The following is a 23,211-nucleotide window of genomic DNA, read 5'->3' as shown; positions in this document are numbered from 1 at the left end:
ACGGACCGCGTCGGTCCTGACCGTTGCGCTGCTGTCGCTCTCGGCGGTCGGCGTGGGCGTCGCCTACGCGGGCGGGATGGTCGACAGCCACCACGGCGACCCGTCACAGCCCGCCTTCGTCGTCACGTACGCGGCAGGGCTCTACGCCCTCTGGAAGCGCCGGTTCCTCGTGCCCGTGTGGCTGTTCGTCTCGGCGTGGGTCCTCGGCAAGACCCGGTTCCAGTTCCTCGCAGGCGGCATCCTCGTCGCCCAGTTCGTCTTCGCGGTCGTCCCCGCGCTCGTGGCCCGCTTCGACGCGGGGACCGCCCCCGGCTGGCGACGGACCGCGTCGGTCCTGACCGTTGCGCTGCTGTCGCTCTCGGCGGTCGGCGTGGGCGTCGCCTACGCGGGCGGGATGGTCGACAGCCACCACGGCGACCCGTCACAGCCCGCCTTCGTCGACTCGCACGACGTCGAGGCGATGCAGTGGGCCGAGGCGAACACGGCCCCGTCGGCCGACTTCGTCGTACTGGGCGACGCCGCGGAGTGGTTCCCCCAGCAGACCGGTCGCAGCATCCTCCTCGGTCCCTGGGGCGTCGAGTGGACCACGCCAGCCAGGTACGAACACCAGCTGAACACCTACCGGGACAGCTCGACCTGTGACGATGCCGCCTGCCTCACCCGGTTCCTCGAATCGGGCTCGCAGTCACCCGAGTACGTCTACGTGCCGAAAGACGAGTACACCGTTCGGGGCATGCACCACCAGCAGTCCCCCACGATGCGTGACTCACTGGCCGAGAGCGACCGCTACACCATCGTGTACGAGAACGAGGGCGTCGTCGTCGTGGCCGTCCAGGAGGAGAGGGCGGCAGTCGGCACTGGCGAGGTAGACGCGGAGAAACGAGGCAGCGACTACGGGTCAGTCGGTGTGACTGTCGACCGGGCCCGAGCGCAGTGGCAAGGGCTGTAACCACTCGATATCGAACCCAACGCGGCGGTACATGCGGACGGACTCGGGCGACAGTTCGGATTCGGTCTCCAGCCTGACGTTTACAGTGTCGGCCGGGTCGAAGGTGACGGTCTCGCCTCCGATGCGGACTTTCACCTCTCCGTCTCGCTCGAACTGGTCGGCGAGGATGCGGAGGCAGGCGGCGATCTCCGCCCGTGTCTTTTGCTCTTCGGTCTCGATTTCGACCATGTAATTACCTAGGCGAGACTCCGTGATAAGACGAAGCGTCCCTCAGTGCGCCGATTCGACGGGAAAAACCGGCAGACAGCGTGGCGATGGGCGGCGCACTCGATTCGTCGTTCAATCGGCTTCGGCCCCCGAGACGGCCTCGGAATCGCCAAGTCTGACCCAGCCCGTCGCCGCGCCGTCGATGCCGACACAGCGGACCTCTCTGGTGCCGTTCCGGCGACGGACGCGGACCATGCCGTCGAAGAGGTGCTTGAGTCGCTCGAAGTCGGTCCCGTCGGTCACGTTCGTGTAGATGGGGAACACCGACACCGCGCTGGTCGCGTTCGCGAGCAGGAGGAGCTGGTGGGCGTAGCGCGTGACGGTCTCGGAGTCGGTCGACATGAGGACGTTCGACAGCGAGTCGAACAGCATGTGGCGGTCCGCGACGCCTTGCTCCCACAGCGTCTCCATGCAGTCGTGGACGGCCATGCTCGTGCCGGTCAGGTCGACCGGGGAGGGGACGCTCCAGTAGCGCTCTCGCGGGTCCACCCGGACCTCGTCGTGCGTGGGGGTACAGTCGACGACGCCCGTGTTGTCGCGCTCGAGCGTGGGGACGTCGCGGACGAGGCGGTCGACCATCGTTCGGGCGGCGGTGCGTGTCGTCACGACGGTCAGCCCGTCGTCGGGGGCGACCGCGCTGGCGAGGATGTGACTCGGGACCGGCCAGACGGTCTCACGACTCGGGCCGGCGACGAGCAAGTCCCGGTGACGCGACAACGCGTCGTCCGGGAGGATATCGGATAATGTGCCAGACACGGTTCTGCCCGTTAGGATTCATGCAATAACTGACGATTCACTCACTTAGCACTATCGGTAGATCCGACCGTCTCGTCGGCGAACGTGACGAGGGCGATGCCCGCGTCGTCGTGCTGTTTGAATCGCGGGTGGGTCTCGCAGTCGGCGTCGGCGCGCTCGAACTCCCGGAGGCGTTCGACCGCCGCGGCCGGGCCGCGTTCGTGGAGGAAGCTGGTCGCCTCCGCCCAGTCGCCGAACACCTCGTAGGACTCGACCAGCGGCTCGACCCCGTCGGTGAACAGGGTCGCGCCGGTGACCCCTTCGACGGTCCCGGTGGTCGTCTGGTCCGTCGCGTCGGGGTCGAGGCTCAGGACCCAGTAGCCCGCGGGCGTGTTCTTCGCGGCGCGGATCTCGCGCAATCGGGGAAGCAGCGCCTCGAACGCCTCGGCGTGGCGCAGGCCCTCCTCGCGCTTCAGTCGGGTGAGTTCGGCGACGGCCGCGGCGTCGTGCTCGCGCGGGCCGTGCCCGTGAACCGTCTCCACGTCGCCGCTGGGGAACCGGAACACGACGCTCGCGTCTCCCAGGACCGCGTACTCGACCGCGTCGCTGTCCTCGCGCCAGCGCGCCACGGCGACCGCAGCCGAGGGTTCGTTCGCGGGGTCCACGTCGCCAGCCAGCTCGTGGAACTCGGCGGCGACGCTCTCGACACACCCCCGCAGCACGGTTTCGAGGGGCACGTCGTCGTGGGCGTGCTCGCGCAGGTAGCAGTCGACCCGGTCGACGTACCAGGTCGCGTCGGTCGCGCCCGGGGTGTGGCTCTCCCCACCGAGGCCGGTCGCGCCGTCGAGCACCCAGGCTGCGCCGTCGGTCACCGTCGCCACGTCCTCGTTCACGCCGACACCCGAATCGACGTGGGCCGTCGCACTGTCTGCTCGCATGGTCGAAATCTCACGGCCCGCGGGCAAGTAGCTAGTGCCGGGTGGGTCCGGGTCGGGTGCGACCCGGTGCCGGCCCCGTGTCACTTACGTCGCCCCGGTGTGAACGACCGGGCAATGATAACGGACCCACGGGTGCTTCGCGAGGAATGGGTGCCGTCCGAGGTCCGCCACCGCAACGCCGAGTTGAACCAGCTCTCGACGGCGCTGCGGCCCGTCGCGGGTGATGACCGACCGGGGAGCGCGTTCCTGTACGGGCCGCCCGGCGCGGGCAAGACCTGCTGTGCCCAGTACATCGTCGAGCAGTTCTGCCGCGAGGTCCGCGACGTGGCCCACCAGTACGTCAACTGCTGGAGCGACTCCACCCGCTTCGCGGTGCTCGAACGCCTGCTGGAGAACCTCGGCGCGGTCGGCGACATCCACCGGCAGTCGACGCCCGCGGACGAACTGGTTCGCCGACTGCGCGACCACGGCGAGCCCTACGTCGTCGTCCTCGACGAGGTGGACGTGCTCCGGGACACCGACGTGCTGTACGACCTCTACCAGATACCCGACGTGGCGGTCGTCCTCATCGCCAACGACGAAGAGGAGTTCCTGGCGAACCTCGACCCGCGGCTGCAGAGCCGCCTCCGGACCTGCACGTCCATCCGGATGCCCCCGTACGCGACGGACCAGCTCGTCTCCATCCTTTCGGACCGCGTCCGCCTGGGCTTCGAACCGGACTCGGTCGCGACGGCCCAGCTCGAACGCATCGCGGACGCGGCGGCAGGTGACGCCCGGCTCGCCATCGGTATCCTCCGGACGGCCGCCCAGGCCGCCCAGGAGGAGGGCTCGGAGACGCTGGCGGCGGACCACGTCACGAGCGCGATTCCGGCGGCCGAACACGATATGCGCCGGAGCACCCTCTCGAAGCTCTCGGCACACCAGCGCGTCCTGTACGAGATCGTCCGCGAGCGCGGCGAGGTCTCCTCGGCAGCCCTCCACGACGCCTACGAGGAACGGGTGACGGACCCGCACGTCCGCCGGACCCGCCGGAAACACCTCCACAAGCTCTGTGAGTACGACCTGCTCGCGAAGGAGGGCGAGGGGCGGGCGCGGACCTACCGGGTCGTCGAGCCCGCGCCGAATCTCTGAGCAGGGCGTGTCCGTGTCGCCGCAGGCGGAACCTTTGTCGTCACGGGGTGACACCTATGCGGCATGGATACTGCTGGCGACGACCGATGGCGCTGTGCCAGTTGCGGGCGCACCCACGAGTCGTACAACCCGCCCTGCATGTACTGTGCCGGCGAGACCCTCGTTCGCGTCGGCGACGAAGCCGACGAGGACGATGGGGGGAGCGACGCGGCCACGACCGACGAGTCGACGGACGAGTTCGAGTGGGCTGAGACCGGGAACGACGCCTCGACGGGCACCGACGCCGACCACTGGATCGACGACGACTGGGGCGACACTGGCGACCGGTCCGGACCGGCATCCGGCGACCGGAACGCGACCGCCCAGCAGCAGTCGGTGGCCCCGTCGGTCGAACACCTCTGCAAGGCGTGTGGGGCGCGCTACCCCGACCAGAAGGACGTCTGCCCGAACTGCGGCGGCACCGACCTCGCGCCCATTCGAGAGGTCCGCGAAGCGGCCGACGCCTGGGCCGACGACTGGGACGGTCCCACGGCATCGAGCACGTCTCGGGGTGTGTTCGGCATCGTCTCGACCATCGTCGCGTGGGCGTTCGGCCTCCTCGCGCTGCTCTCGGGCATGGGCGTCCTCTTCCTCGCGGTCGCCGAGGTCAACGTGGGTATCCTCCTCTCGGGGATACTCGCGACCGCGGCGGGACTGGTCTCGGTTCCGCTGACGCGTCGCCGGCTGCTCCGCTGGGCCGGGCTCGACCTCTCGCACGCACAGCTCGTCCTCCTCATCGTCGTGCTCTGGGTCGGCGGGAACCTCACGCTGTACGCGACCGGGACGGTCCCGGCGGGCGCGGTGTAGCGGCGCGGTCTCGGCTCCGATTCCTGTCTCCCGCGGTGACTAACCGGCGCGAAATCACGTGGTGCGAGGAAACTCGGTGGTTGCCGGGTTACGTCGACTTCGCCGCGAGCCTATTCGCGTCCATCGTCTCCGTCTCTGTAGGGGGGGAACCATCTCCACCTCACCACCATGAGAAGACCAGACCGACGCGTGACGAGGCGCGACCTCGTCCGAAAGATCGGGGTCGGGAGCATCTGTCTCGGCCTCGCGAGCGGCACCGCCGCCGCAGCACCTCGTGACGCGCTCTCACGACAGTACGACGGCCGCGGCCGAGGACGGGGCCGAGGCCCGGACGACGACGACCGCGGCCCCCGGTACGGCCTGCGCGGCTGCCGGTACAACGAGCGGATAGACGCGTACATCTGCCGGGAACGCCCGATAACGACCGGCCTCATCCGGTGCCGGTACAACCAGCGGTTCAACGTGTACATCTGCCGCCGGGTCGACGACGACTCGGACCGCCCGGGACCGGGCCCACGCGGCTGCCGGTACAACGAACGCTTCGACGCGTACATCTGCCGTCGCCCGCCGCGGAACCCGCGGTTCCGGTGCCGGTACAGCCGCCGGTTCAACGCGTACGTCTGCCGTCGACGCGACGGTGACGGCCGACCAAGTCCCCGCGGCTGCCGGTACAACCGCCGGCTGAACGCGTACATCTGTCGGCGGCCACCGCGACGCCCGCGGTTCCGGTGCCGGTACAGTCGCCGGTTCAACGCGTACGTCTGCCGTGAGGGACGGCGCGGTGGGCGGCCGGGGGGCCGCTGGCCGTTCGACGGCGACCGGGGACGCAGGGGCTGGCCGTTCGACGACGACCAGCCATCCGATGGCGGTCGCCGGGCACGCCCGGGGAACGGCCGTCGGGGACGCGGAGCCGACGCTGACGACGACGAGAACTGAGCCAGCACCCGGGGCCATCCGGCCGCGTTCGGAGCCGGCTCCGGGCTAGTTCGGTCTACGGCCGGCTCACTGGCGGGCCGCCGTGCTGTTTCTTGGGGTGACTAACCGACGCGAAATCACGTGGTGCGAGGAAACTCGGTGGTTGCCGGGTTACGCCGGGTTCGCCGCGAGGCTATTCTCCCCTATCGCCTCCGGTTCGGTGAGGGGGAAGATACCTCCCTCACCAACCATGAGAGGACCAATACGAGGGGTGACGAGGCGCGACCTCGTCCGAACGATCGGGGTCGGGAGCATCTGTCTCGGCCTCGGGAGCGGCGTCGCCGCCGCGGACACGGTCTCCGGTGGCGTGCCGTTCTCCCCACAGCGTGACGGTCGCGACGGCCGCGACGGGCGTCGAAGACGTCCCCGTCCCGGCCTGCGTGGGTGCCGGTACAACCGCCGGCTGGACGCGTACATCTGTCGTCGCCGGCCGATAGACCCCGGATTCGCCGGCTACCGGTGCCGGTACAGCCGCCGGTTCAACGCGTACGTCTGCCGCCGCATCAGGCCCGACCGGCCCGACTTCGTGCCGCGGTACTGCCGGTACAACCGCCGGCTGGACGCCTACGTCTGCCGTCGCCGGCCCACTGGCTACTGGGCGCGGTCGTTCCGCTGCCGGTACAGCCGCCGGTTCAACGCGTACATCTGCCGCCGCCGGCTCCGCCCGGGTCGTCCGTTCGACGAGGACGACCTGCCGCGGCCACGCCCGCGCCCCCGGCCCCGCCCTGGCCCCTGGCCTGACCCGGTCGGGGACGACGACCTGCCGCGGCCACGGCCACGCCCACGGCCGCGGCCCAGACCGTTCGGTGAGGAACAGCCCCTCGGTGGGGACTCGGGCGGGTCGTACTGACCTGCCCGGTGCTGCTGCGGGACCGTGAACCGCTGGCGACCGGGGCTGTCCCCGCGACCGGCTTGAACCGATTTTGGGTGCTGTTGCGCTCGGTGACTAACCGACCGGAAATCACATATCACGTGGAAACCCGGTGGTTGCCGGGTTACGTTCACTTCGCCGCGAGGCTATCCCCGGCAATCGTCTCCGTCTCTCTGAGGGGGAACCATCTCTACCTCACCAACCATGAGAGAACCAGACCGAGGAGTGACGAGGCGCGACCTCGTCCGGAGCATCGGTATCGGGGGTATCTGTCTCGGGCTCGGGAGTGGCATCGCCGCGGCCGACGCCGCTGGCGGCGCTGTCTCACGGCAGAGCGCCCCGCGAAGCTGGACCACAACGTTCAGCTGCCAGTACAACCGTGGGCTGGGCGCGTTCGTCTGCCTTCGCCGCCCGGTAGACCCCACCGCCTCGGGGCTCCAGTGCCGGTACAACCGCGAGTTGAACGCGTACATCTGCCGGACGGCTGGCGGCGGCTCCGCACAGCCGAACTGCCAGTACAGCCGTGAACTGGGCGCGTACATCTGCCGTAACTATCCGACCAGCTACTGGGCGCGGATGAACTACCGGTGCAAGTACAGCCACGTGTACAATGCGTACGTCTGTACCAGCAAGCAGACCCAGCCGGCCCAGCCATATTCCGGCCCCGAGCCGGAGCCCCAGCGACCGCAGCCCCAACCGCAACCACAGCCCCGGCCACAACCGCAGCCACAACCACAGCCCAGGTCGCTCGATGGCGACCGAGCCTGACCCTCGGTGACGGCTCGGACGACTCGTACCGACCCGTCGGCTGGACCCGTGTCACCCGCCAGCGACCCATCCGGACCACTTCCGGAACGTTTCCGGAACGACTTCCGGCCCCTTTCCGGAACGGTGCTATTCCGGATTCAGAGGCATTGAAACGGCTGTTCTCGACCGAATCGGCGACTTCCGGAACTTCCGGAACGCACACTCTGTAACTTTTGTGATAGGTGTTCCTCTGTCCTGGTATGGACACCCAACCGACGCTCGACGCGGGGCTCACGCTCCTCGACACGCCCGACGCACGCTCGACCGCGCTGCACCGGCTCGTCGTCCGGACGCTCGCCGGCGAAGCTGGAACCACCTACTGGGTCGACGCCCGGAACACCGCGGCGACGTACGTCCTGGCCGAACTCGCCGACAGCGACCGGCTGCTCGACCGGATACAGGTCGCCCGGGCGTTCACCGCCTACCAGCACCACGAACTCGTTCGCGAGCTCGTCCGGCGGGTCGACGGCCGGACCGCGATGGTCGTCTGTCCGAACCTCGGGGCGCTCTACCGCGACCCCGACGTGCCCGACGCGGAGGCCGCAGACCTGCTGGAGGGGTCGGTGGCCGTGCTCGCCGACCTCGCCCGGGCCTGCGACGTCCCGGTGCTCGTGACGGCCCGGGACGACGCCGCAGAACAGGTCGCGGCCGTGGCCGACCGGGAACTCGACTGCACCCGGACCCGGATGGGCTTCCGGTACGAGGGCGAGGACTTCGAGACCGCGGCGTACCCGGTGCCCGGCGGCTGGCAGACGACCATCCCGTACTGGGTCGACCTGTTCGGGGCCGTCACCGACGCCGGTATCGCCGTGGACACCGACCCGACCGTCGCCGACCTGCTCGCGAGGGCCTGACCATGGGACGGACGAACCCCACCTACCGAGACTGCCTGCGGTCGTTCGAGGACCGGTACAGCCCGTTCCGGCGCGCACTCCGGCGACGCCACCAGGCAGACTTCGACCGGTTGTTCGAGCGCGCCGACGCCCACGCCCACGCCGCCGGCTACCAGAACGCGACCGACCCCGAGGTGGCGGCCCTGCTGTCGATGCTGGTCGCCCACGAGGCCGAGCTTCGGGAGTTGCGTGAGCGCCTCGCGGTCGCCGAAGGCGAGGGCGAACCCGACGACGGACCGGAACGCACGACGACACCCACGGAGGTGCCGGACTGATGTTCGCGGTCGACTTCCTCGACGAGGCGGTCGTGGAGTGGCACCGGACCGAAGACGGCGTCAGGACGGTCGAACGCGAGGACTACCACCCGACCATCTACGTCGCCGGCCCGGCCGAGGCGCGAGTGGACCTGCGTGAGGCGCTCGACGCGGACCCGAAGGTGGTCGAGACGATGATGGTCCACGACCAGTGGCACCTCGACCTCCACGCCGCCGAGCCAGAACCGGTCCTGCGAATCGACTGCGCCCGGGTCGACGAGGTCCGGACGCTCGCCCGGGAGATTCGCCACCACCACGAGCGCGGGTCCTACCCCCCAGGAACGCTCAGGTTGTTCAACGTCGACCTCGCACCGGGGTTCCGGTACTGCGTCGAGACCGGTACCTCACCCGTTCCCGCCCACGACCTCCGGTCGCTCCGGGTCGGCCTCGACGAGAAGTCGCTGGCCGACGGCGAGGTGGATTCACTCCACGTCGAGGGCGAGCCTGCGGGAGAGCATGCCGATGCGGCCCTGCGGACGCTCGCCCGCCGGCTTGACCGGGTCGACCCCGACGTGCTCCTGTTGAGCCACGGCGACCTCGTCCCGCTGCTGTACGAGGCCGCGAGCGACCACGACGTCGACCTCGAACTCGGTCGGCGGCCCGGCTGGACTCGGCTCGCGGGTTCGAACACGTACGAGAGCTACGGCCGGGTCGGGCACTCGCCGGCCCGGTACGACGTGCCCGGGCGGGCCATCGTCGCGACGAACAACAGCTTCCTCTGGCACGAGTCCAGCCTCGCCGGCCTGGAGTACATGGTCGAGCGCTCCTGGCGGCCCATCCAGGAGACCGGCTGGGCCAGCATCGGGACGGTGCTGACCGCGATGCAGACCCGCGAGGCGCTCTCCCGGGGCGTGCTCGTCCCCTGGAACAAGTGGGAGCCCGAGACGTTCAAGGACGCCCGGACGCTCCACGCCGCGGACCGCGGCGGGGTCACGCTCTCGCCCGAGGTCGGCCTGCACGAGGACGTCCACGAACTCGACTTCGCCTCGCTCTACCCGAACGTCATCTGCCGGCACAACATCAGCCCCGAGACCGTCGGCTGTGCCTGCCACGCCGACCGCGAGGACGTGCCCACACTCGGCTACAGCATCTGTGACGAACCGGGGTTCCTCCCCGACGTGCTCCAGCCCCTGCTGGACGACCGGGCCGAGCTGAAGCGCCGCATCAGGGCGGCCGACACCGACGCGGACACCAGCGAACCCGAGTCCATCTCGGCGGCCATCAAGTGGGTGCTCGTCTCCTGCTTCGGCTACCAGGGCTACCGCAACGCGAAGTTCGGCCGCATCGAGTGCCACGAGGCCATCAACGCGGTCGCCCGGGACGTCTTCATGGAGGCCAAGCGTATCCTCGAAGCCGGCGGCTGGCGCGTCGTCCACGGTATCGTCGACTCGCTGTGGGTCACCGCCTGTGAGGGCCGCGAGCAAGCGCCCCTCGACGAACTCGCGGCCGAGATCTCGGACCGGGCCGGCATCACCCTCGAACACGAGGCCGCCTACGACTGGGTCTGTTTCGTCCCCCGGCGTGGCACCCAGGCCGGCGCGCTGATGAAGTACTTCGGGAAGTCGGAGGACGGGGACTACAAGCTCCGGGGCGTCGAGGCCCGCCAGCGCTCCACCCCGGACTGGATCGACGACCTCCAGCGCGACCTGCTGGCCGTGCTCGACGAACACCGCGAACCCGAGCCGGTCGTCGACCGCCTCCGAGTCTGGCTCTGCGACCTCCGCGCCGGCCGGGTCGACCCCGCCGACCTCGTCATCAGCAAGCGCGTCGGCAAGCGCCTCGCGGACTACGACCAGCGCACCCACACCGTCGCGGCGCTCCAGCGCTACGACCGCCACGGCGTCGACCGGCACCCCGGCCAGCCCGTCAACTACGTCGTGGTGGCCGATGCTGCCCGGAACGCCGAGCGCGTCCGCCTCGACTTCGAGGCGTGCACGGACTACGACGCCGACTACTACGCCGACCTCGCGATGCGCGCCACCGAGAGTATCGTCTCCCCCCTCGGCTGGGACCGCGACGACATCACGAACTACCTCCACGAGCGCCGAGACGCCGCCCTGTCGGCGTTCCTGTGACGGTGGCTATTCGAGGAGGACCGCCGCGCCCGTGACCATCCGGGCCATGCCGGGCAGCACGCTCCCGACGACGATGCCCACGGCGTGCGCCACCACGTTCGTCACGCCCCCGTCGGTGACGACCTCCGAGGGGAACAGCATGTAGACCACGACGAGCGACATGGCGGTCGCGTACCCGAGGACGAGCAGGGTGGTGGCGTGCTCGCGGAGGTTCCGCAGTGGTTCGGGTTCCTGGCGGACGAGCCCCGTCACGGAGAGGACGATTCCCAGCGCGACGAGCCCGGCGTGCAGGGGTTCGAGCCCGCCGACCAGCCCGACCAGGATGACGCCGCCCGCTGCGAGGACGAGCGCCTGTGCCAGCCAGTACGCCCGCCGGAGGCCGTACACCTCTGCGACGAAGGCGACGACCGAGGCAAGGCCCATCCCGGCGAAGGCCCCGACGACACCGGAGAAGCCCCTGGAGATCGTTTCGCCGGCCACTCCCTGCGACGTGAAGTAGACGAAGCTCCCGAGGTTGACGAGGGGTGGGACTAGCAGGAGCGAGAGAGCGAGACTGTGCCAGAAGAGTGTGCGGCGGTTCCAGTGCAGGTAGAGCAGGTACGTCGGGATGATCGCGAGGAAGTAGCCGATGAGGTTGGAGAGGAGGTGTGCGAGGTTGACGTGGACGAAGGCGGAGGACCAGAGGGTGAGGAGGGTTGGGTTGCTGTGGTTGAGGGCCAGTGTGTGGCGGGCTGTTGGGGCTAGAAAGTGGATTGTTGCTAGTATGAGGGGGATGAAGCAGAGGGCGACGAGGTCTGTGAGGAGTTGGTGGGGTTCGTCGCGGGGCACTGCTTGGTTTGTTGGGGGTTGGTTGTGGTAAAGGGTGGTGTGGCTGTGGCTATCGGGTTGTGGTGTTCGAAAGAATGGAAGTTAGAAAACTACCTGAAATCAGGGCAGCTCGCCGGTTGCGATGATGTTCGACTTGTCGCCGCTCGACGACTCCCAGACCACGTTGATTTCTTCGCCGCCCGAAACCACTGGAGCACTACCGCTGTCCCATTCACTAGCAGTTTGGATTTCGAATACTTTGGGCATACCAGCCGACCACGTCGAAGTCAGACTGGAGTTGGTTTCTCCAGAGATGGTGACACTAATTGAACTTGCGTCAATGTCATCCCCACCTTCGTGGGTCACGGTGAAGTTTTCGGGTTCGGTAGTATCGCCCCACCCGGGAGTCCCTCCATCGTCGTAGCTGAACGCGAGGTTTGCCTGCGGTGCCGCTTCCTGCGAACCACCGATGTTCAGCACGAACGCGCCGATAACTGCGGCCAGAATCACCGTGATGGCGACCATCAGGATGACGCCGATAACCGGCGAAACCGCGTCGTCGTCTGTAAAGAGGTTTTTCAGTTCCATCTTAGCTCACCGTGTACTCGCCAATGATGTTCGACTTGTCACCGCTCGAAGCTTCCCAAACAAGGCTCACTTTGTCGCCGGTACCAGCACCAGCAGAAACTACCGTCTTAGTCTGGCCTGCACTCCAGGTGTTACCTGAAGAGAAAACAGAATTGTCCGCAGTCGCGCCAGTTGCCTGAACCGTTATCTGGCCCTCTGCGATGTCGTCACCACCCTGGTGCGTAACGTCGACGGTTCCAGCAGCAGTGTCAGGTGCCCAGTCGAACTGCGCTTGCGGTGCAGCTTCCTGCGAGCCACCGATGTTCAGTACGAATGCGCCGATAACTGCGGCCAGAATCACCGTGATGGCGACCATCAGGATGACGCCGATAACCGGCGAAACCGCGTCGTCGTCTGTAAAGAGGTTTTTCAGTTCCATGTTTGCGTGTTGTATCCCACACCGTGCGACAGCCGGCGAGCGCCTGCCAGGGGAACGCGGCAGGTGGGTAGCTCGCCGGTGCCGTCAGGTGTTATCGGATGGAAGGTCATTGGGATGGGATAAACCTATCTCAATATGAAATATTTCTTATCTTAATGGGTAGTTAGGAACCGACTTCAGCAGTGGGTTGTAACCCGTCAAGGCCCCATTGAAACCGACTAAGATAGTTCATATCTCCAGAAACCGAATGATTATCAAAGCTGATTTCTCCAGCGTCTGTGAAAGGTAACTTCCAGAGAAATACCCGGTGTTGGCCGACAGCCTTATTTATAAGTTCGAGTCCGGTTCCGGCAATTCTCTCACGCGCGCTTTCGTGTCGACCCTGTCTGACGTTGAAATCTGACAGAGAATGTCGGAAAGGAACGTGTCGTATGGCCTGTATTGGATTGCAATTGAAAGACATCACCAACAGTGACAACCACAGACACATGCCGCAGCCTGAGGGTGACGAACCGAGATCGTCGCTGCAGTCACGAGGTGGTCGCGGTCGAGTCACTCGTTACTGACTGCCAGCTGTGAAGACACGGTCGCCGTCCTCCCGGCACCACCGTTACCGAGCCAACTGCCGTGCTGGTCGTGGTCGTTCGTGCTGAGAGATATCAGGACTGCTCACTCCGGGCAGGACTTCCTCACGAAGCTCGAGAATGGGACCACGACTGCTCGTTACACTCGCAGTCTGGTACCATTCTCTCACGAGGTTCGAAAATGGGACCACGGTTGCTCGCTACGCTCGCAACCTGCTCCCACTTTTTCTCCACTACGCGCCACTATCGTGGCGCTTCGTTCCGCAAAAGTGGGACCGCCGAGATAGCCACTTTGGCGATACTCGTGGGGTCTGACGGGTCGTGCTGGTGGTGCTGGCAGGCGTTCATGCTTTCGTGTAGTTGAGGTGTGGAATGATGTGGTTGCGGCGCTGTTCCATCTTCGCGTGCTCTCCACGCAGATCGTAGTGGCGAAGGATGACTTCGCGACTCGCGTTGACTCGTGCCTCGACAAGTTCCATCGGGATGCCACACGCGAGCTGCCACGAGATCGACCCGGAACGAACCGGGTGCGGCGACCGCGACGACGGGCAGGCGCTCTCGCCGTTCGGCTTGTTCAGTGCCTCGCACTCGTCGGGGTCGACATCGTGCGGGCACTCTCCGACGCGACACGGAACCGTGAGTCGATACATCCAGTCCCGAATCGTTCCCGGCTTGGGCCGGCCGTAGCGGCTCGTGAACAGTGGCTCCCGGCCGTAGTCGTCGACTGTGTTGTACCGATCTCGGCCATCTAGGTAGGCGTCGAGTGCATCACAGACGCGGCTCGGGAGCGAGACCGGGCGCTCGCCGTCGTACTTGTTCTTGAGCGGCGTATCCTCCGCGGGCTGATGTCGGAACTCGACATACTCGGCATCGCTGTCGTAGTCAGTCACGTCGACGCCGGCGACCGCTCCGGCGCGGGCTCCCGTGCTCCACATGAACTCGAAGAGTGCGTGGTCGCGAGTTCCGTACTCTTCGCTACGCAGGTGGTCGAGGAGCCGAAGCGCCCGGCCCGACTTGAGGACCGTCTCGCTGACTTCCTCGTGTTTTGACGGGGTGGGCGGGTCGATCTTCTCACTGAGTCCCTCCGGGGCGCACTCGATGCGCTCGCAGAACTCGATGAAGTTCCGTAGCGTGGTGAGTTCGCCCTTCAGGGTGGTCGCAGCGAGGCCCTGCCCGCGCCGGTGTCGGTCGTACTGGTGGAGCGTCCGGCCGTCGAGCTGGTGGATGGACGTGATATCCTGGTCGTCGCACCAGCGCACGAAGTGCCGGAGTCGCTGCCGGTGGCTTCGGATGGTGGAGTCTGCGAGGTCGACACTCTGGTGGTCGATCCATTCGTCGCGGGCGTCACGCGGCTTGATGGGGTAGAGGCCCTCTGGAGTCTGTTGCGCGTGACTCATGCCGTTTCCTCCTCGCCGCCGTGATCAGGGGCGGCGAACTGGTCGAGCGTGTGGTGGCAGTCGCTGCTGAGGTCGTCCGTCTCGTCGAGGATGTCGTCGACAACCTCATCGACGAGCTGGCGGAACTCGTGGTCGGTGAGGGTACCGCGGGCAGCCGCTTCTGCCGCGGCAAGGATGTCTTCGAGGCTGACATCGTCGTCCGCCGGGCCCTCTCGAAGCGTGTCGGTGACGACCTCGTCGACGGCTTCGGTGTTGACCAGATCCCGCGGGTCCGCACCGAGTTCGCCCTGCGTGAGCGTGGAGTTCTTGTACGTCACGGGAGCGCACCTCCGGTGATGGCGAGGTACCAGTTACAGTCTGGGTTGTCGCACTCGCGGTAGCCCTCGCTCCGGTTCCCGAAGGACTCCGTCTCTTCTGCCGTGGTCGTACTGCCGCACTTCGGGCAGTCGCGGATTGCATCTACAGGCATGGTCAGTCTCGCTGAACCCGGGGTGCGATGGTGTACTCGGCCGTGGTGCCGGCGCGTTCGAACTCGAAGATACCGGGGAACTCGCCGGAGAGCGTGACTGTGACGGTGCCAGCCATCTGTGCGACTGTCTTCTCGACGTAGTCGAGGCTGAGGAGTGTCTCCGTATCCTCCTCGATGTCTGTGCCGTAGAGGTCGTCTTCTCCGAAGTAGAACTCGAGGTCGTCGGTGTCGCCGTCGCCGATGACGTGGAGTTCACCCTCTTCGGCGTGAGCGAGGAGTTTCAGATGATCGTCGACGAGGTCGACACCGGAGGCGGCGCGCTTGAGCTGCCCAGCATCGATGTCGATGGTGTTCGTCCGTGGCAGGTCAGGCGTTCCGGGCCGACTCCGGATGGCGTCGGGGTCGATGGGCGCGACGGCGTAGTTGAAGTCGTGCCCGGACACGTCGACCTTGTAGGTCTCGGCATTGAGTTCGAGGGTGACCAGTGCATCCTTCCCACTGGCGAGGCCGATGGCGTTCTTCAGCGTCGCGATGTCGATGCCGAGGATGCCACCGTTGGCGGTGTAGCTCTCGAACTCGGCCGCGGGGAGGGTCACGTCAACCAGAGCGACGTTCCCCGGATCGTTCGCTCGGGTATGGAGGCCGTCTTCGGTGAGTTCGATGATGGCCTCCTCGACGAGTGCGCCGAGGATGTCGAGGTAGGCGTCGAGGGTGCCGACGTCGACGATGGCCTTGAACCCGCCAGTGTGGAATGCCTCCGTGTTGGTCTCTGGTTCTTGATCGTCGGCCGTGTCAGCCTCGGCTTCGGCGCTCATCAGTCCGTCACCTCCCAGTCTTCGCCGCCGTCGGTGGCGGGCTGCCGAACGGTGAACCCGCAGGCGTCGGCGAGTCGCTCGGCGTGTTCTTCGAGCATCGCCTCAGCCGCGGCGGTGAGAGTGTACTCGTTGGTGCGCTTGTCGAGTGCGGTCTTCTCAACGAGGTCCGCTTCGCGCAGCTGGTCAAGGTTGGGATAGAGGCGACCGTGGTGGATTTCCTCGGCGTAGTTGTCCTCCAGGTCGCGCTTGATGGCGAGACCATAGGTGGTCTCGTCGTCGCGGTCGAGGCGGTGGATGGCCTCCATGCAGTCACGCTGGAATGCGGTCAGGTCCGCCCAGGTGGTACCGCCGTCGGCGATGAGTATCCCGTGGTCCTTCATGACTTCCGCGCCGTCACCGTCGTCTGCGAGCGCGGCCAGTACTTCGGTAGTGGAGCCGAACGGGACACAGGGGCTCTCTTCGGGCAGGTAGAGCTCACCAGTCTGGTAGCGACAGGAGAGTTCGTGCCAGGAGAGCGTGCGGGGTCTGCCGTCGTGATCGAGCGGGTGGAGGGCCGGTTTGGCGTCAGCGTGAAGCTGGAACCGGAGGCTGGTGCGGTCGGTCGTGGCGACGGTGATGCCGTCGATCTCCTCACGGAGGTCGGTGGTCTCTTGTTGCTGGCAGGTGTCAGCGTCGTTCGGGGTTACGCTGGCAGGCGTCTCCCCACTTTCCACGGGGTTCGCGTGTTGGTGTTGGTCCGTCATCACGCGGCCCCCTCTTTCGTACCTGCGGGCTGGTCGTCGTCCGTCACAGTGGTATCGAAGTATTCGCGGAGTGCCCCACGCACGACTTCGCTCTTATTCGGCCTGTAGCCGGTCTTTTCTTCGACGTTATCGAGGTGCTGCTGGAGTTCGTCTCCAACATCACCCAGTCGGACAGTCACTTGCATTGTCTGCATTGCAGGCATTCATAGCAACACATAATAAGTGTTGCGGGCATTGCCTGCAATGCAGTGGGTGCCGGTGATTTCTTCTGAGCATTCACATAATGAGAGACAAATCCTGTAGTATGAGCAATGCCAGTGGTTCCGGGGACACACAGATTACGTTTCGTCTCGACCAAGAATTAGAGGAACAGTTTATGTTGGCGTACAGGCAGGCCGCAGTGGATGGTCATGCACCGGCCGACGGTAGCCGGAGTGATGGCCTGAGGCAGTTGATGCGGGCGTTCGTAAACAACCCCGAGATAATCAAGTACGGGGGTTCTGACGCTGAAGTTGAGGATTAGAGGGTCTGTTGTAACTCCAGAGCATGACCGGAGCGGCGTGCTGAATACAGGGCGCGTATCTTGCAGATCATTCTGTACCTATTTGCGGACACCACCGACGCTCCGCCGGAGTTGTAGTAGCAGATTGGTCGGTTCATGCACGGGGAAGTCGGGCGAACGATTATTGTTCGGCCCGTTCGTGTGCGGGATATGGTCATAGATGTACCCGACGACGTGTGTGGCTTCACGCTTCAGCCAGAAGACGTCGGAGAGGTAATCGAGGATTTGCCTTTAATTGATGACCTACTGGAATGGTACGAATCCCGGAATATTGCTTGCTGTACGCGGCCACCATGGCGAGACGAGGACCGTTGTATCTGGCATGCCGAAGTTGATGGCAAGCCCACCGATGACCTCGTGGCGGCGCGGGGCGACGGGCCGGAACATTTAGATGGAGCATTCGTTGTCGGCGTGGAACTGGAGGCCCAGATTTCGTTCGATGAATGTCGACTCCGAGGCGCTAACCTCTCTGGTACCGACCTTACAGGTGCATCTCTCTTTGGGGCCGACCTCAAGGAGGCGAATCTCCGAGAGGCCAACCTTCGGGCGGCGACCCTCCCCTCGGCCGACCTATCGAGAACGGAGGCTCAGAGATCTGACTTGCCGAAAGTGAATCTTATTAAAGCCGATTTGTCGGGGGCAAATCTTAAGCGTGCCAACCTGTCGGAAGCAAGCCTCTCCGGGGGCGATCTGTCCGAGGCGAACCTCTTTCGTACCGATCTGTCAGGAGCACGCCTTGCAGAGTCCGAACTGCCGGAGGCAAACCTCCAGCATGCCGACCTACCGGGGGTGACCCTCTACCGAGGCGATCTGTCGGGAGCAGATCTCCGAGGTGCCAACTTGTCGGGGGCGAACCTCAAACATGCCGACCTGCCGGAAACGAACCTCCGACGCATCATCCTGTCACAGGGGTATCTCTATGGAGCCGATCTGTCGGGGGCAAGTCTGAAGTTTGCCAATCTGTCGGGAGCAAATTTGAAGTTTGCCAAGCTGTCGAAGGCGAATCTTCGGGAGTCCGATCTGTCGAAGGCGGATCTCCAGAGTACAGATCTGAGGGATGCAGATCTCGGAGCAGCCGATATATCGGGAGCATTCCTCCGGGGCGCTGATCTGTCAGAGACGAATCTCATTCGTGCCGACCTGGTGGAGGCAGATCTCAAAAATGCCGATCTGTCGGATTCAACCCTCACCAACGCGGTTCTCACTAGTACTGATCTTCAGAACGCCACGCTCAACCGCGCCGTCTTCGAAGAAACGCTCCTCGCCAACGCAGACTGCCGGGATGCAAATTTCCAGGACGCTCGCTACTACCAGGCCGTCTTCCGTGACACTCGCATCAACAGCAAAACACATTTTGTTGACTTGGATGGTGGATCCTTCGGCCAGTGTGACTACGAACAGCGCCCTGACAACCCGCTTGAAGACTACGACCAACATCCCTACGAGGCCGCCGCGTGGACCTACCGCCGCTTGGAGGTGCTCCATGAACAAAACGCGATATCCGACCGCGCCCGACAATTCCACATCCGCAAGCAGGAGGCCCAACGGAAAAACCGGCACCGACGCGCCCGCGAAATGAACTGGAACGACCGAGAAAAGTACCTTCTCCACGCCCGCGCCAAGATTGACTGGCTCAACTACCGCGTCTCCCGCCATGGCGAGAGTTTGGGCCGTATTACCGCTACGTCGGGATTGATCATCCTTGGCTCCGGACTTCTATACCCGTTTCTCGGTGGTGTTGAGGATGCCGGGATTCGGTATTGCCTGCTCGGTCAAGCCTGCCAGAACACTGACATACTGGCGAACCTCGGGCGCGGCTTGTACTTCAGCATTATTACGTTCACGACCATCGGCTACGCCAATGTCGCACCACAAGGAACTGGCTCCCGGGTACTGGTGGGAATTGAATCCCTTGCTGGGGCGCTGCTTATCGCCCTGTTTATTTTCGTGCTCGGGAGGCAGGTCAATCGCTGATGGTTCCAAGATTTATTTATTAATATCTATTAAACTCAAGCCAACATGTCGAATTCAATCTCTGTATTCAGCACGGTCCCAATAAAACGTCAATAACTGAGGGTTTCAACAGAACCGGATTAGAGGCAGTCTGGGCAGATTCGCTCTGGGTCACCGTGAACGTTGAGCAGTCGCCAACCGCGGGAGTATGCGTTCACGCGTGGAGTTTTTCGGTCACAGACCGAGCACTGGGTGGTCTCGTCTGAGTTCTCACCGGTGCTGAGCCGGCGGTCGTCCGGCCCGATGGTAATCTCGAGGCTATGCGAGGTCTCGATGCGTGCGAGAAGTGAGTTCATCGGCCGTTGCCTCCGTAGACGTCTGTATATGGGCCTGCGTAGGTCATGAGTTCGAGTTCGTCGCGGTGGTAGGTGTCGCCGGTGCGTTCGTCTCGGAGTTCGTCGAAGACGGCGTCAGCGTCTGGTTGGTTGCTACAGGTCTGGCACCAGAAGTGGTGGTTGGTGGGCTCCCAGTTGCGGTGGCCATTGGGGCAGCTCCATCGCCAGCGGTCGGTCTCGTCGTCGACGTTCACTCTGACTGCCATCGTGACTCCTTGAGGGTGGTGTGGTAAAAGGCGGAATCCTTGTCCGGGGTGAAAGTGAAAGTGATGTTAATCATCTTAGAAATTCTGTTCGAATACGTCGAGTATCACTCCTCAGACCCTGCTTCAATCTCCTCTACCCGCTCCTGCAACTGCCGAATCTGATGCTGTTGGCAGGTACAAATCGATAACATAATCGTCTCTGTCGGGTTGGTGCTGTTGTAGTACATCCCCGCGTGGGCGACCTGATCGGCGTGTCGGCGTACCTCGTCGAAGGCCTCCTGACGCTCTCGTCGGAGTGCCCGCCGGAACGTATCAGTGTCCTCTCGCCACATCCGGACGTGGTCGCGGTAGGTCGGGTTGGTCTTTCCCATCGGAATCACACCCGCTGGGGCTCGCCGTCTGCTTCGGCGCGTTCGATTCTCGCGCGGCACTTCAGCGCGTATTGGACGACTGCATCCTGCGGGGTGTCACCGTGGCCGACGATGTCGGTCCCATCCTCGGTCGCATAGTAACCGTCGTCTTCGGTCGATACTCGAATCGTGAACAGCCTACTGTTCCAGGGCATCGAATATACGGAGGGGAAGGTGTAAGATAAGTGTCAGAGTGTCCGTTCCGGAAGTTCCGGAAGTCGGCTGAAGTGCGGGTATCGAGAGCTTCAGGGGGTTCTAAATCCGGAATCGCGCCGTTCCGGAAAGGGGCCGGAAGTCGTTCCGGAACGTTCAGTCGAGGACTTCCTTGACGAGGTCGTCGGAGAGGTAGAGGTTGTGCTCCGAGATCGTCGCGCCGTCGAGACCGGCGACTGTCTCGAAGAACTCCGCAAGCTCCTGGTGGTACGCATCAGGTCGTTCCTCGGCGATACAGAACCGGTGATTTGGTCGGCCCTCCCGCTCAACCGCGCGATTCAGCAGGTAGATTCGGCAGAACTCGCGCTGGTGGAATTTGAACACGTCCGGAAGCCAGTCGGGGAGAGTTATCGACGTGGATTCGTTCTTGTCGCCGACCGGTGCGCCGGCGGCGGCCAGCAGCCGACCGAGGAGAACCGCGTCCGACCCCGGCCGGACTTCGGTCGCGCGGCCGTTCTCGCGTTGCACGACGGCCGGCTCCGCTCCGAGTTCGTCGAACGCGGTCTCCAACACGGTGAGGTCGATGTTGTCGGGCCCGCCGAAGCTACTTCGGACAGCGAACGTCGGACGGTAGTCCTGGGCGCTGATGGAGCCGCCGGAGTAGATCCAGGCGACGAGCTTGACGAGGCCGCTGGCCTTGTCGGTTCCTGGCGCGATGTCGAGCCAGCCCAGCTCGTGGGCGTGGTCGATGGCGTTCACAGGGTCGGGTTTGCTATCACTGTCGAGCCACGGGCGGATTCTCCCCCGCGGGACTTCGAGCGCGGTCGAGATGGCGCTACTTCCCTTGTTCGGGTGCTTCGAGGCGTAGGACATGACTTCGCGATACTCTTCGACACGGTCCCATGCGGTGAGTCCTCGCTGGGTTGGAAAGGTGTCGGCGAGGTCGCGCTCGGTGACGAGTGCCATCGGGGTGTTCTCAGGTTCAGTGAACGCTGTGATATATTTATACATTCGCAGTTCATGGGCCAAGATAGGCGGGGTCGTCATGCTCGCCTACAGTATCCCACACCGGGTTCAGGGAGGGGGTTGCTTTCCCCGAATCCGTTTTGAATCGAATGTCTGACAACGACCCGTTAGTGAGCGCGCGTGAGAGTCTTGCCGGTGTCGGCACGACTCGTATAAATAAGCCTGTCGGCCCCGACTGATTATTTCTCTGGATTTTACCATTTTTAGACAACGGAACTATCGCGATTGATATTCGGTCGGTTTCTGGAGTTGTGAACTATCTATGTCCATTTCAATGCAGGCTTGACGGGTTACAGTCCACTGCTGAAGCCCATTACTAAGGAACGGTTAGTGCCAGAATTTTTTCATAATGGGATACCTTTATCCCACACAAGATAGGTGAATCTGGCAACACCAGACGGTTCCGGTGAGCACGGGACCTGCCGCATTCCCCAGGCAGGCGCTCACATGCGGCCGGACGGTGTGGGATACAACACGCAAACATGGAACTGAAAAACCTCTTTACAGACGACGACGCGGTCTCGCCGGTTATCGGCGTGATCCTCATGGTCGCGATAACGGTCATTCTCGCGGCTGTGATTGGAGCATTCGTACTGAACATCGGTGGGAGTCAGGAGAAAGTCCCGCAGGCCAGCATTACGATTACAAATTCTGAGGTCACCCATGACGGTGGTGACTCAATCGATGAGTCTACGATAACCATTGAAGGAAGTGGCTCCTACTCCAAAGTTACTGACGACGGTACTTACTCGGCCGGAGACACCATGGCCGATAGTGGAACAGGTGGTGAGGTAATTGTGGTCTGGACCTCGTCCAGTAGCGATAACTCTCAAATATTGGCCCAGAGTGAATAAAATGGATCTGAAAAACCTCATTACAGACGACGACGCGGTCTCGCCGGTCATCGGCGTGATCCTCATGGTCGCGATTACGGTCATCCTCGCGGCGGTCATCGGCGCGTTCGTCCTGAACATCGGCGGTAGTCAAGAAAAAGTCCCATCAGCGAGCTTCTCGTTCGATGAGGAAACCTCGGCCGTTACGACGGACTGTGCACTTGGTGGCACGGGTTCTTACGTGACGGTCAACCACGATGGTGGTGACGCGATTGACGGCGCAAACCTATACCTGAGTGATGGTACAGAGACGGATTGGAACACTTGCACCTCCTCCAGTGGCGATGTCACTGCTGGAAATTCTGCTACCGTTCAATACAGTGGCGAACTCAACGTCATCTGGAAGAGCCCGTCGAGTGACTCGACTCAGATACTAGCAACCAAGTAATGAATCTGAAAAACCTCTTTACAGACGACGACGCGGTCTCGCCGGTCATCGGTGTGATCCTCATGGTCGCGATTACGGTCATTCTCGCGGCTGTCATCGGTGCGTTCGTGCTGAATATCGGCGGTAGTCAAGAGAAGGTCCCGCAGGCCTCCTGGGCTGCGGAATACCCAGACACTTACGAAACCGGCGGCGCGGACGCTACCGATACAATCGTCCTAACACATGAGGGCGGTGATTCAATCGACGTATCGACTCTGTCGGTTTCCATTGGCGGGAATGGTGCAGATACTGTAGAGAATTTAGGTGCAGCTGGGAATTACATTGCCAGCGGTGACCAGTTCAGTTCGAGCACCGTCTCTGCAGGCGCCTCAGTAACAATAACGGAATATAACGCCAGTGGTGCCAGTTACCCTAGCAGTGGTACTGACGACCTTGCTATGGAACCTGGAGACAAGGTTCAGATAATCTGGAGTAGTCCGTCCAGCGACAGTAGCCAGGTTATCTTCACTAGCCAGATTCCGTAGCTTCGGGACTGAATCTATTTTTTTAGATTGGGAAGTCTATTAGGGCTGAGAATTCTCGGACGTTCTTGGCCAGTCTGTC

The 23,211-nt window shown here is 63.9% G+C and carries 28 protein-coding genes and 1 pseudogene; 13 read left to right on the top strand and 16 right to left on the bottom strand.

Going from position 1 to position 23,211, the window contains the following annotated elements; genetic code table 11:
• A pseudogene (locus ACSC1S_RS12515) lies at positions 1-949 on the top strand (hypothetical protein); the annotation flags it as partial.
• On the opposite strand, the gene ACSC1S_RS12510 reads toward ACSC1S_RS12515, so the two are convergent.
• The 3 genes from ACSC1S_RS12510 to ACSC1S_RS12500 form a co-directional block, all read right to left on the bottom strand.
• Entirely contained in the window at positions 899-1,177 is a 279-nt protein-coding gene (locus ACSC1S_RS12510) for an amphi-Trp domain-containing protein (protein ID WP_435319190.1), read from the bottom strand. The pseudogene ACSC1S_RS12515 and the gene ACSC1S_RS12510 sit on opposite strands and share 51 nt — an antisense overlap.
• 111 nt (positions 1,178-1,288) lie before the next feature.
• Positions 1,289-1,972: a DUF7504 family protein gene (locus tag ACSC1S_RS12505; RefSeq protein ID WP_435364569.1), complete on the bottom strand. Its 684-nt coding sequence runs from the start codon at positions 1,970-1,972 to the stop codon at positions 1,289-1,291.
• A 41-nt stretch (positions 1,973-2,013) separates the two neighbouring features.
• Complete coding sequence (locus ACSC1S_RS12500) at positions 2,014-2,889, bottom strand: protein phosphatase 2C domain-containing protein (RefSeq protein WP_435364568.1); 876 nt, start codon at positions 2,887-2,889, stop codon at positions 2,014-2,016.
• A 114-nt stretch (positions 2,890-3,003) separates the two neighbouring features.
• On the opposite strand from ACSC1S_RS12500, the gene ACSC1S_RS12495 reads away from it, so the two are divergent.
• The 8 genes from ACSC1S_RS12495 (at position 3,004) to ACSC1S_RS12460 (ending at position 10,801) form a co-directional block, all read left to right on the top strand.
• Positions 3,004-4,020, top strand: coding sequence for a Cdc6/Cdc18 family protein (locus ACSC1S_RS12495; RefSeq protein WP_435319187.1), 1,017 nt, complete (start codon positions 3,004-3,006; stop codon positions 4,018-4,020).
• A 63-nt stretch (positions 4,021-4,083) separates the two neighbouring features.
• Positions 4,084-4,866: a hypothetical protein gene (locus tag ACSC1S_RS12490; RefSeq protein WP_435364567.1), complete on the top strand. Its 783-nt coding sequence runs from the start codon at positions 4,084-4,086 to the stop codon at positions 4,864-4,866.
• Between the two features lie 189 nt (positions 4,867-5,055).
• Positions 5,056-5,802, top strand: coding sequence for a hypothetical protein (locus ACSC1S_RS12485; RefSeq protein ID WP_435364566.1), 747 nt, complete (start codon positions 5,056-5,058; stop codon positions 5,800-5,802).
• Positions 5,803-6,052: 250 nt separating this feature from the next.
• Positions 6,053-6,691, top strand: a complete 639-nt coding sequence (locus tag ACSC1S_RS12480; RefSeq protein WP_435364565.1) for a hypothetical protein — start codon at positions 6,053-6,055, stop codon at positions 6,689-6,691.
• 246 nt (positions 6,692-6,937) lie between these two features.
• On the top strand, positions 6,938-7,480 hold the full coding sequence (locus tag ACSC1S_RS12475; protein WP_435364564.1) for a hypothetical protein: 543 nt from the start codon (positions 6,938-6,940) through the stop codon (positions 7,478-7,480).
• A 239-nt stretch (positions 7,481-7,719) separates the two neighbouring features.
• On the top strand, positions 7,720-8,373 hold the full coding sequence (locus ACSC1S_RS12470) for a P-loop NTPase family protein (RefSeq protein ID WP_261652152.1): 654 nt from the start codon (positions 7,720-7,722) through the stop codon (positions 8,371-8,373).
• A 2-nt stretch (positions 8,374-8,375) separates the two neighbouring features.
• Positions 8,376-8,687: a DUF8156 family protein gene (locus tag ACSC1S_RS12465; protein WP_435364563.1), complete on the top strand. Its 312-nt coding sequence runs from the start codon at positions 8,376-8,378 to the stop codon at positions 8,685-8,687.
• Complete coding sequence (locus ACSC1S_RS12460) at positions 8,687-10,801, top strand: type B DNA-directed DNA polymerase (protein ID WP_435364562.1); 2,115 nt, start codon at positions 8,687-8,689, stop codon at positions 10,799-10,801. The genes ACSC1S_RS12465 and ACSC1S_RS12460 overlap by 1 nt, the downstream gene beginning before the upstream one ends.
• Positions 10,802-10,807: 6 nt before the next feature.
• Here the strand turns inward: ACSC1S_RS12460 and ACSC1S_RS12455 are convergent, their stop codons facing one another.
• The 9 genes from ACSC1S_RS12455 to ACSC1S_RS12415 form a co-directional block, all read right to left on the bottom strand.
• Positions 10,808-11,629, bottom strand: coding sequence for a hypothetical protein (locus ACSC1S_RS12455; RefSeq protein WP_435364561.1), 822 nt, complete (start codon positions 11,627-11,629; stop codon positions 10,808-10,810).
• Between the two features lie 99 nt (positions 11,630-11,728).
• The gene (locus tag ACSC1S_RS12450) at positions 11,729-12,196 is read right to left on the bottom strand and encodes a type IV pilin domain-containing protein (RefSeq protein WP_435364560.1); all 468 of its coding nucleotides are present in this window, start codon (positions 12,194-12,196) and stop codon (positions 11,729-11,731) included.
• A 1-nt stretch (position 12,197) separates the two neighbouring features.
• Entirely contained in the window at positions 12,198-12,614 is a 417-nt protein-coding gene (locus ACSC1S_RS12445; protein ID WP_435364559.1) for a type IV pilin domain-containing protein, read from the bottom strand.
• A 928-nt stretch (positions 12,615-13,542) separates the two neighbouring features.
• Entirely contained in the window at positions 13,543-14,595 is a 1,053-nt protein-coding gene (locus ACSC1S_RS12440) for a tyrosine-type recombinase/integrase (protein WP_435364558.1), read from the bottom strand.
• Positions 14,592-14,912, bottom strand: coding sequence for a hypothetical protein (locus ACSC1S_RS12435; protein WP_435364557.1), 321 nt, complete (start codon positions 14,910-14,912; stop codon positions 14,592-14,594). The genes ACSC1S_RS12440 and ACSC1S_RS12435 overlap by 4 nt, the downstream gene beginning before the upstream one ends.
• Positions 14,909-15,064, bottom strand: a complete 156-nt coding sequence (locus ACSC1S_RS12430; RefSeq protein WP_435364556.1) for a hypothetical protein — start codon at positions 15,062-15,064, stop codon at positions 14,909-14,911. Before ACSC1S_RS12430 ends, ACSC1S_RS12435 begins: the two co-directional genes overlap by 4 nt.
• A gap of 2 nt (positions 15,065-15,066) precedes the next feature.
• Positions 15,067-15,879: a DNA polymerase sliding clamp gene (locus ACSC1S_RS12425; RefSeq protein WP_435364555.1), complete on the bottom strand. Its 813-nt coding sequence runs from the start codon at positions 15,877-15,879 to the stop codon at positions 15,067-15,069.
• Complete coding sequence (locus ACSC1S_RS12420; protein ID WP_435364554.1) at positions 15,879-16,622, bottom strand: helix-turn-helix transcriptional regulator; 744 nt, start codon at positions 16,620-16,622, stop codon at positions 15,879-15,881. Before ACSC1S_RS12420 ends, ACSC1S_RS12425 begins: the two co-directional genes overlap by 1 nt.
• Positions 16,622-16,816: a ribbon-helix-helix domain-containing protein gene (locus ACSC1S_RS12415; protein ID WP_435364553.1), complete on the bottom strand. Its 195-nt coding sequence runs from the start codon at positions 16,814-16,816 to the stop codon at positions 16,622-16,624. Before ACSC1S_RS12415 ends, ACSC1S_RS12420 begins: the two co-directional genes overlap by 1 nt.
• A gap of 518 nt (positions 16,817-17,334) precedes the next feature.
• On the opposite strand from ACSC1S_RS12415, the gene ACSC1S_RS12410 reads away from it, so the two are divergent.
• Positions 17,335-19,158 carry a pentapeptide repeat-containing protein gene (locus tag ACSC1S_RS12410; protein ID WP_435364552.1) on the top strand — a complete coding sequence of 608 codons (1,824 nt, stop codon included), beginning with the start codon at positions 17,335-17,337 and terminating at the stop codon, positions 19,156-19,158.
• Between the two features lie 331 nt (positions 19,159-19,489).
• Here the strand turns inward: ACSC1S_RS12410 and ACSC1S_RS12405 are convergent, their stop codons facing one another.
• From ACSC1S_RS12405 to ACSC1S_RS12390, 4 genes are all read right to left on the bottom strand, one after another.
• On the bottom strand, positions 19,490-19,738 hold the full coding sequence (locus tag ACSC1S_RS12405; RefSeq protein ID WP_435364551.1) for a hypothetical protein: 249 nt from the start codon (positions 19,736-19,738) through the stop codon (positions 19,490-19,492).
• 104 nt (positions 19,739-19,842) lie between these two features.
• Complete coding sequence (locus tag ACSC1S_RS12400; RefSeq protein WP_435364550.1) at positions 19,843-20,109, bottom strand: DUF8156 family protein; 267 nt, start codon at positions 20,107-20,109, stop codon at positions 19,843-19,845.
• A gap of 5 nt (positions 20,110-20,114) precedes the next feature.
• Complete coding sequence (locus ACSC1S_RS12395) at positions 20,115-20,303, bottom strand: hypothetical protein (protein WP_435364549.1); 189 nt, start codon at positions 20,301-20,303, stop codon at positions 20,115-20,117.
• A gap of 154 nt (positions 20,304-20,457) precedes the next feature.
• On the bottom strand, positions 20,458-21,267 hold the full coding sequence (locus tag ACSC1S_RS12390) for a hypothetical protein (RefSeq protein ID WP_435364548.1): 810 nt from the start codon (positions 21,265-21,267) through the stop codon (positions 20,458-20,460).
• 542 nt (positions 21,268-21,809) lie between these two features.
• Here ACSC1S_RS12390 and ACSC1S_RS12385 point away from each other — a divergent pair.
• From ACSC1S_RS12385 to ACSC1S_RS12375, 3 genes are read left to right on the top strand one after another with little or no spacing between them, the layout of a single operon-like run.
• The gene (locus ACSC1S_RS12385) at positions 21,810-22,181 is read left to right on the top strand and encodes a type IV pilin domain-containing protein (protein WP_435364547.1); all 372 of its coding nucleotides are present in this window, start codon (positions 21,810-21,812) and stop codon (positions 22,179-22,181) included.
• A gap of 1 nt (position 22,182) precedes the next feature.
• A complete protein-coding gene (locus tag ACSC1S_RS12380) occupies positions 22,183-22,608 on the top strand; it encodes a type IV pilin domain-containing protein (RefSeq protein ID WP_435364546.1) in 426 nt (141 codons plus the stop codon).
• Complete coding sequence (locus ACSC1S_RS12375; RefSeq protein ID WP_435364545.1) at positions 22,608-23,132, top strand: type IV pilin domain-containing protein; 525 nt, start codon at positions 22,608-22,610, stop codon at positions 23,130-23,132. The genes ACSC1S_RS12380 and ACSC1S_RS12375 overlap by 1 nt, the downstream gene beginning before the upstream one ends.
• The last annotated feature ends 79 nt before the right edge of the window (positions 23,133-23,211 follow it).

Origin of the sequence: Haloarchaeobius pelagicus, from assembly GCF_051207375.1 — an archaeon.
GTDB lineage: Archaea > Halobacteriota > Halobacteria > Halobacteriales > Natrialbaceae > Haloarchaeobius.
The sequence above is the reverse complement of the archived record's forward strand: the minus strand, read 5'-3'. Positions and strand labels throughout refer to the sequence as shown.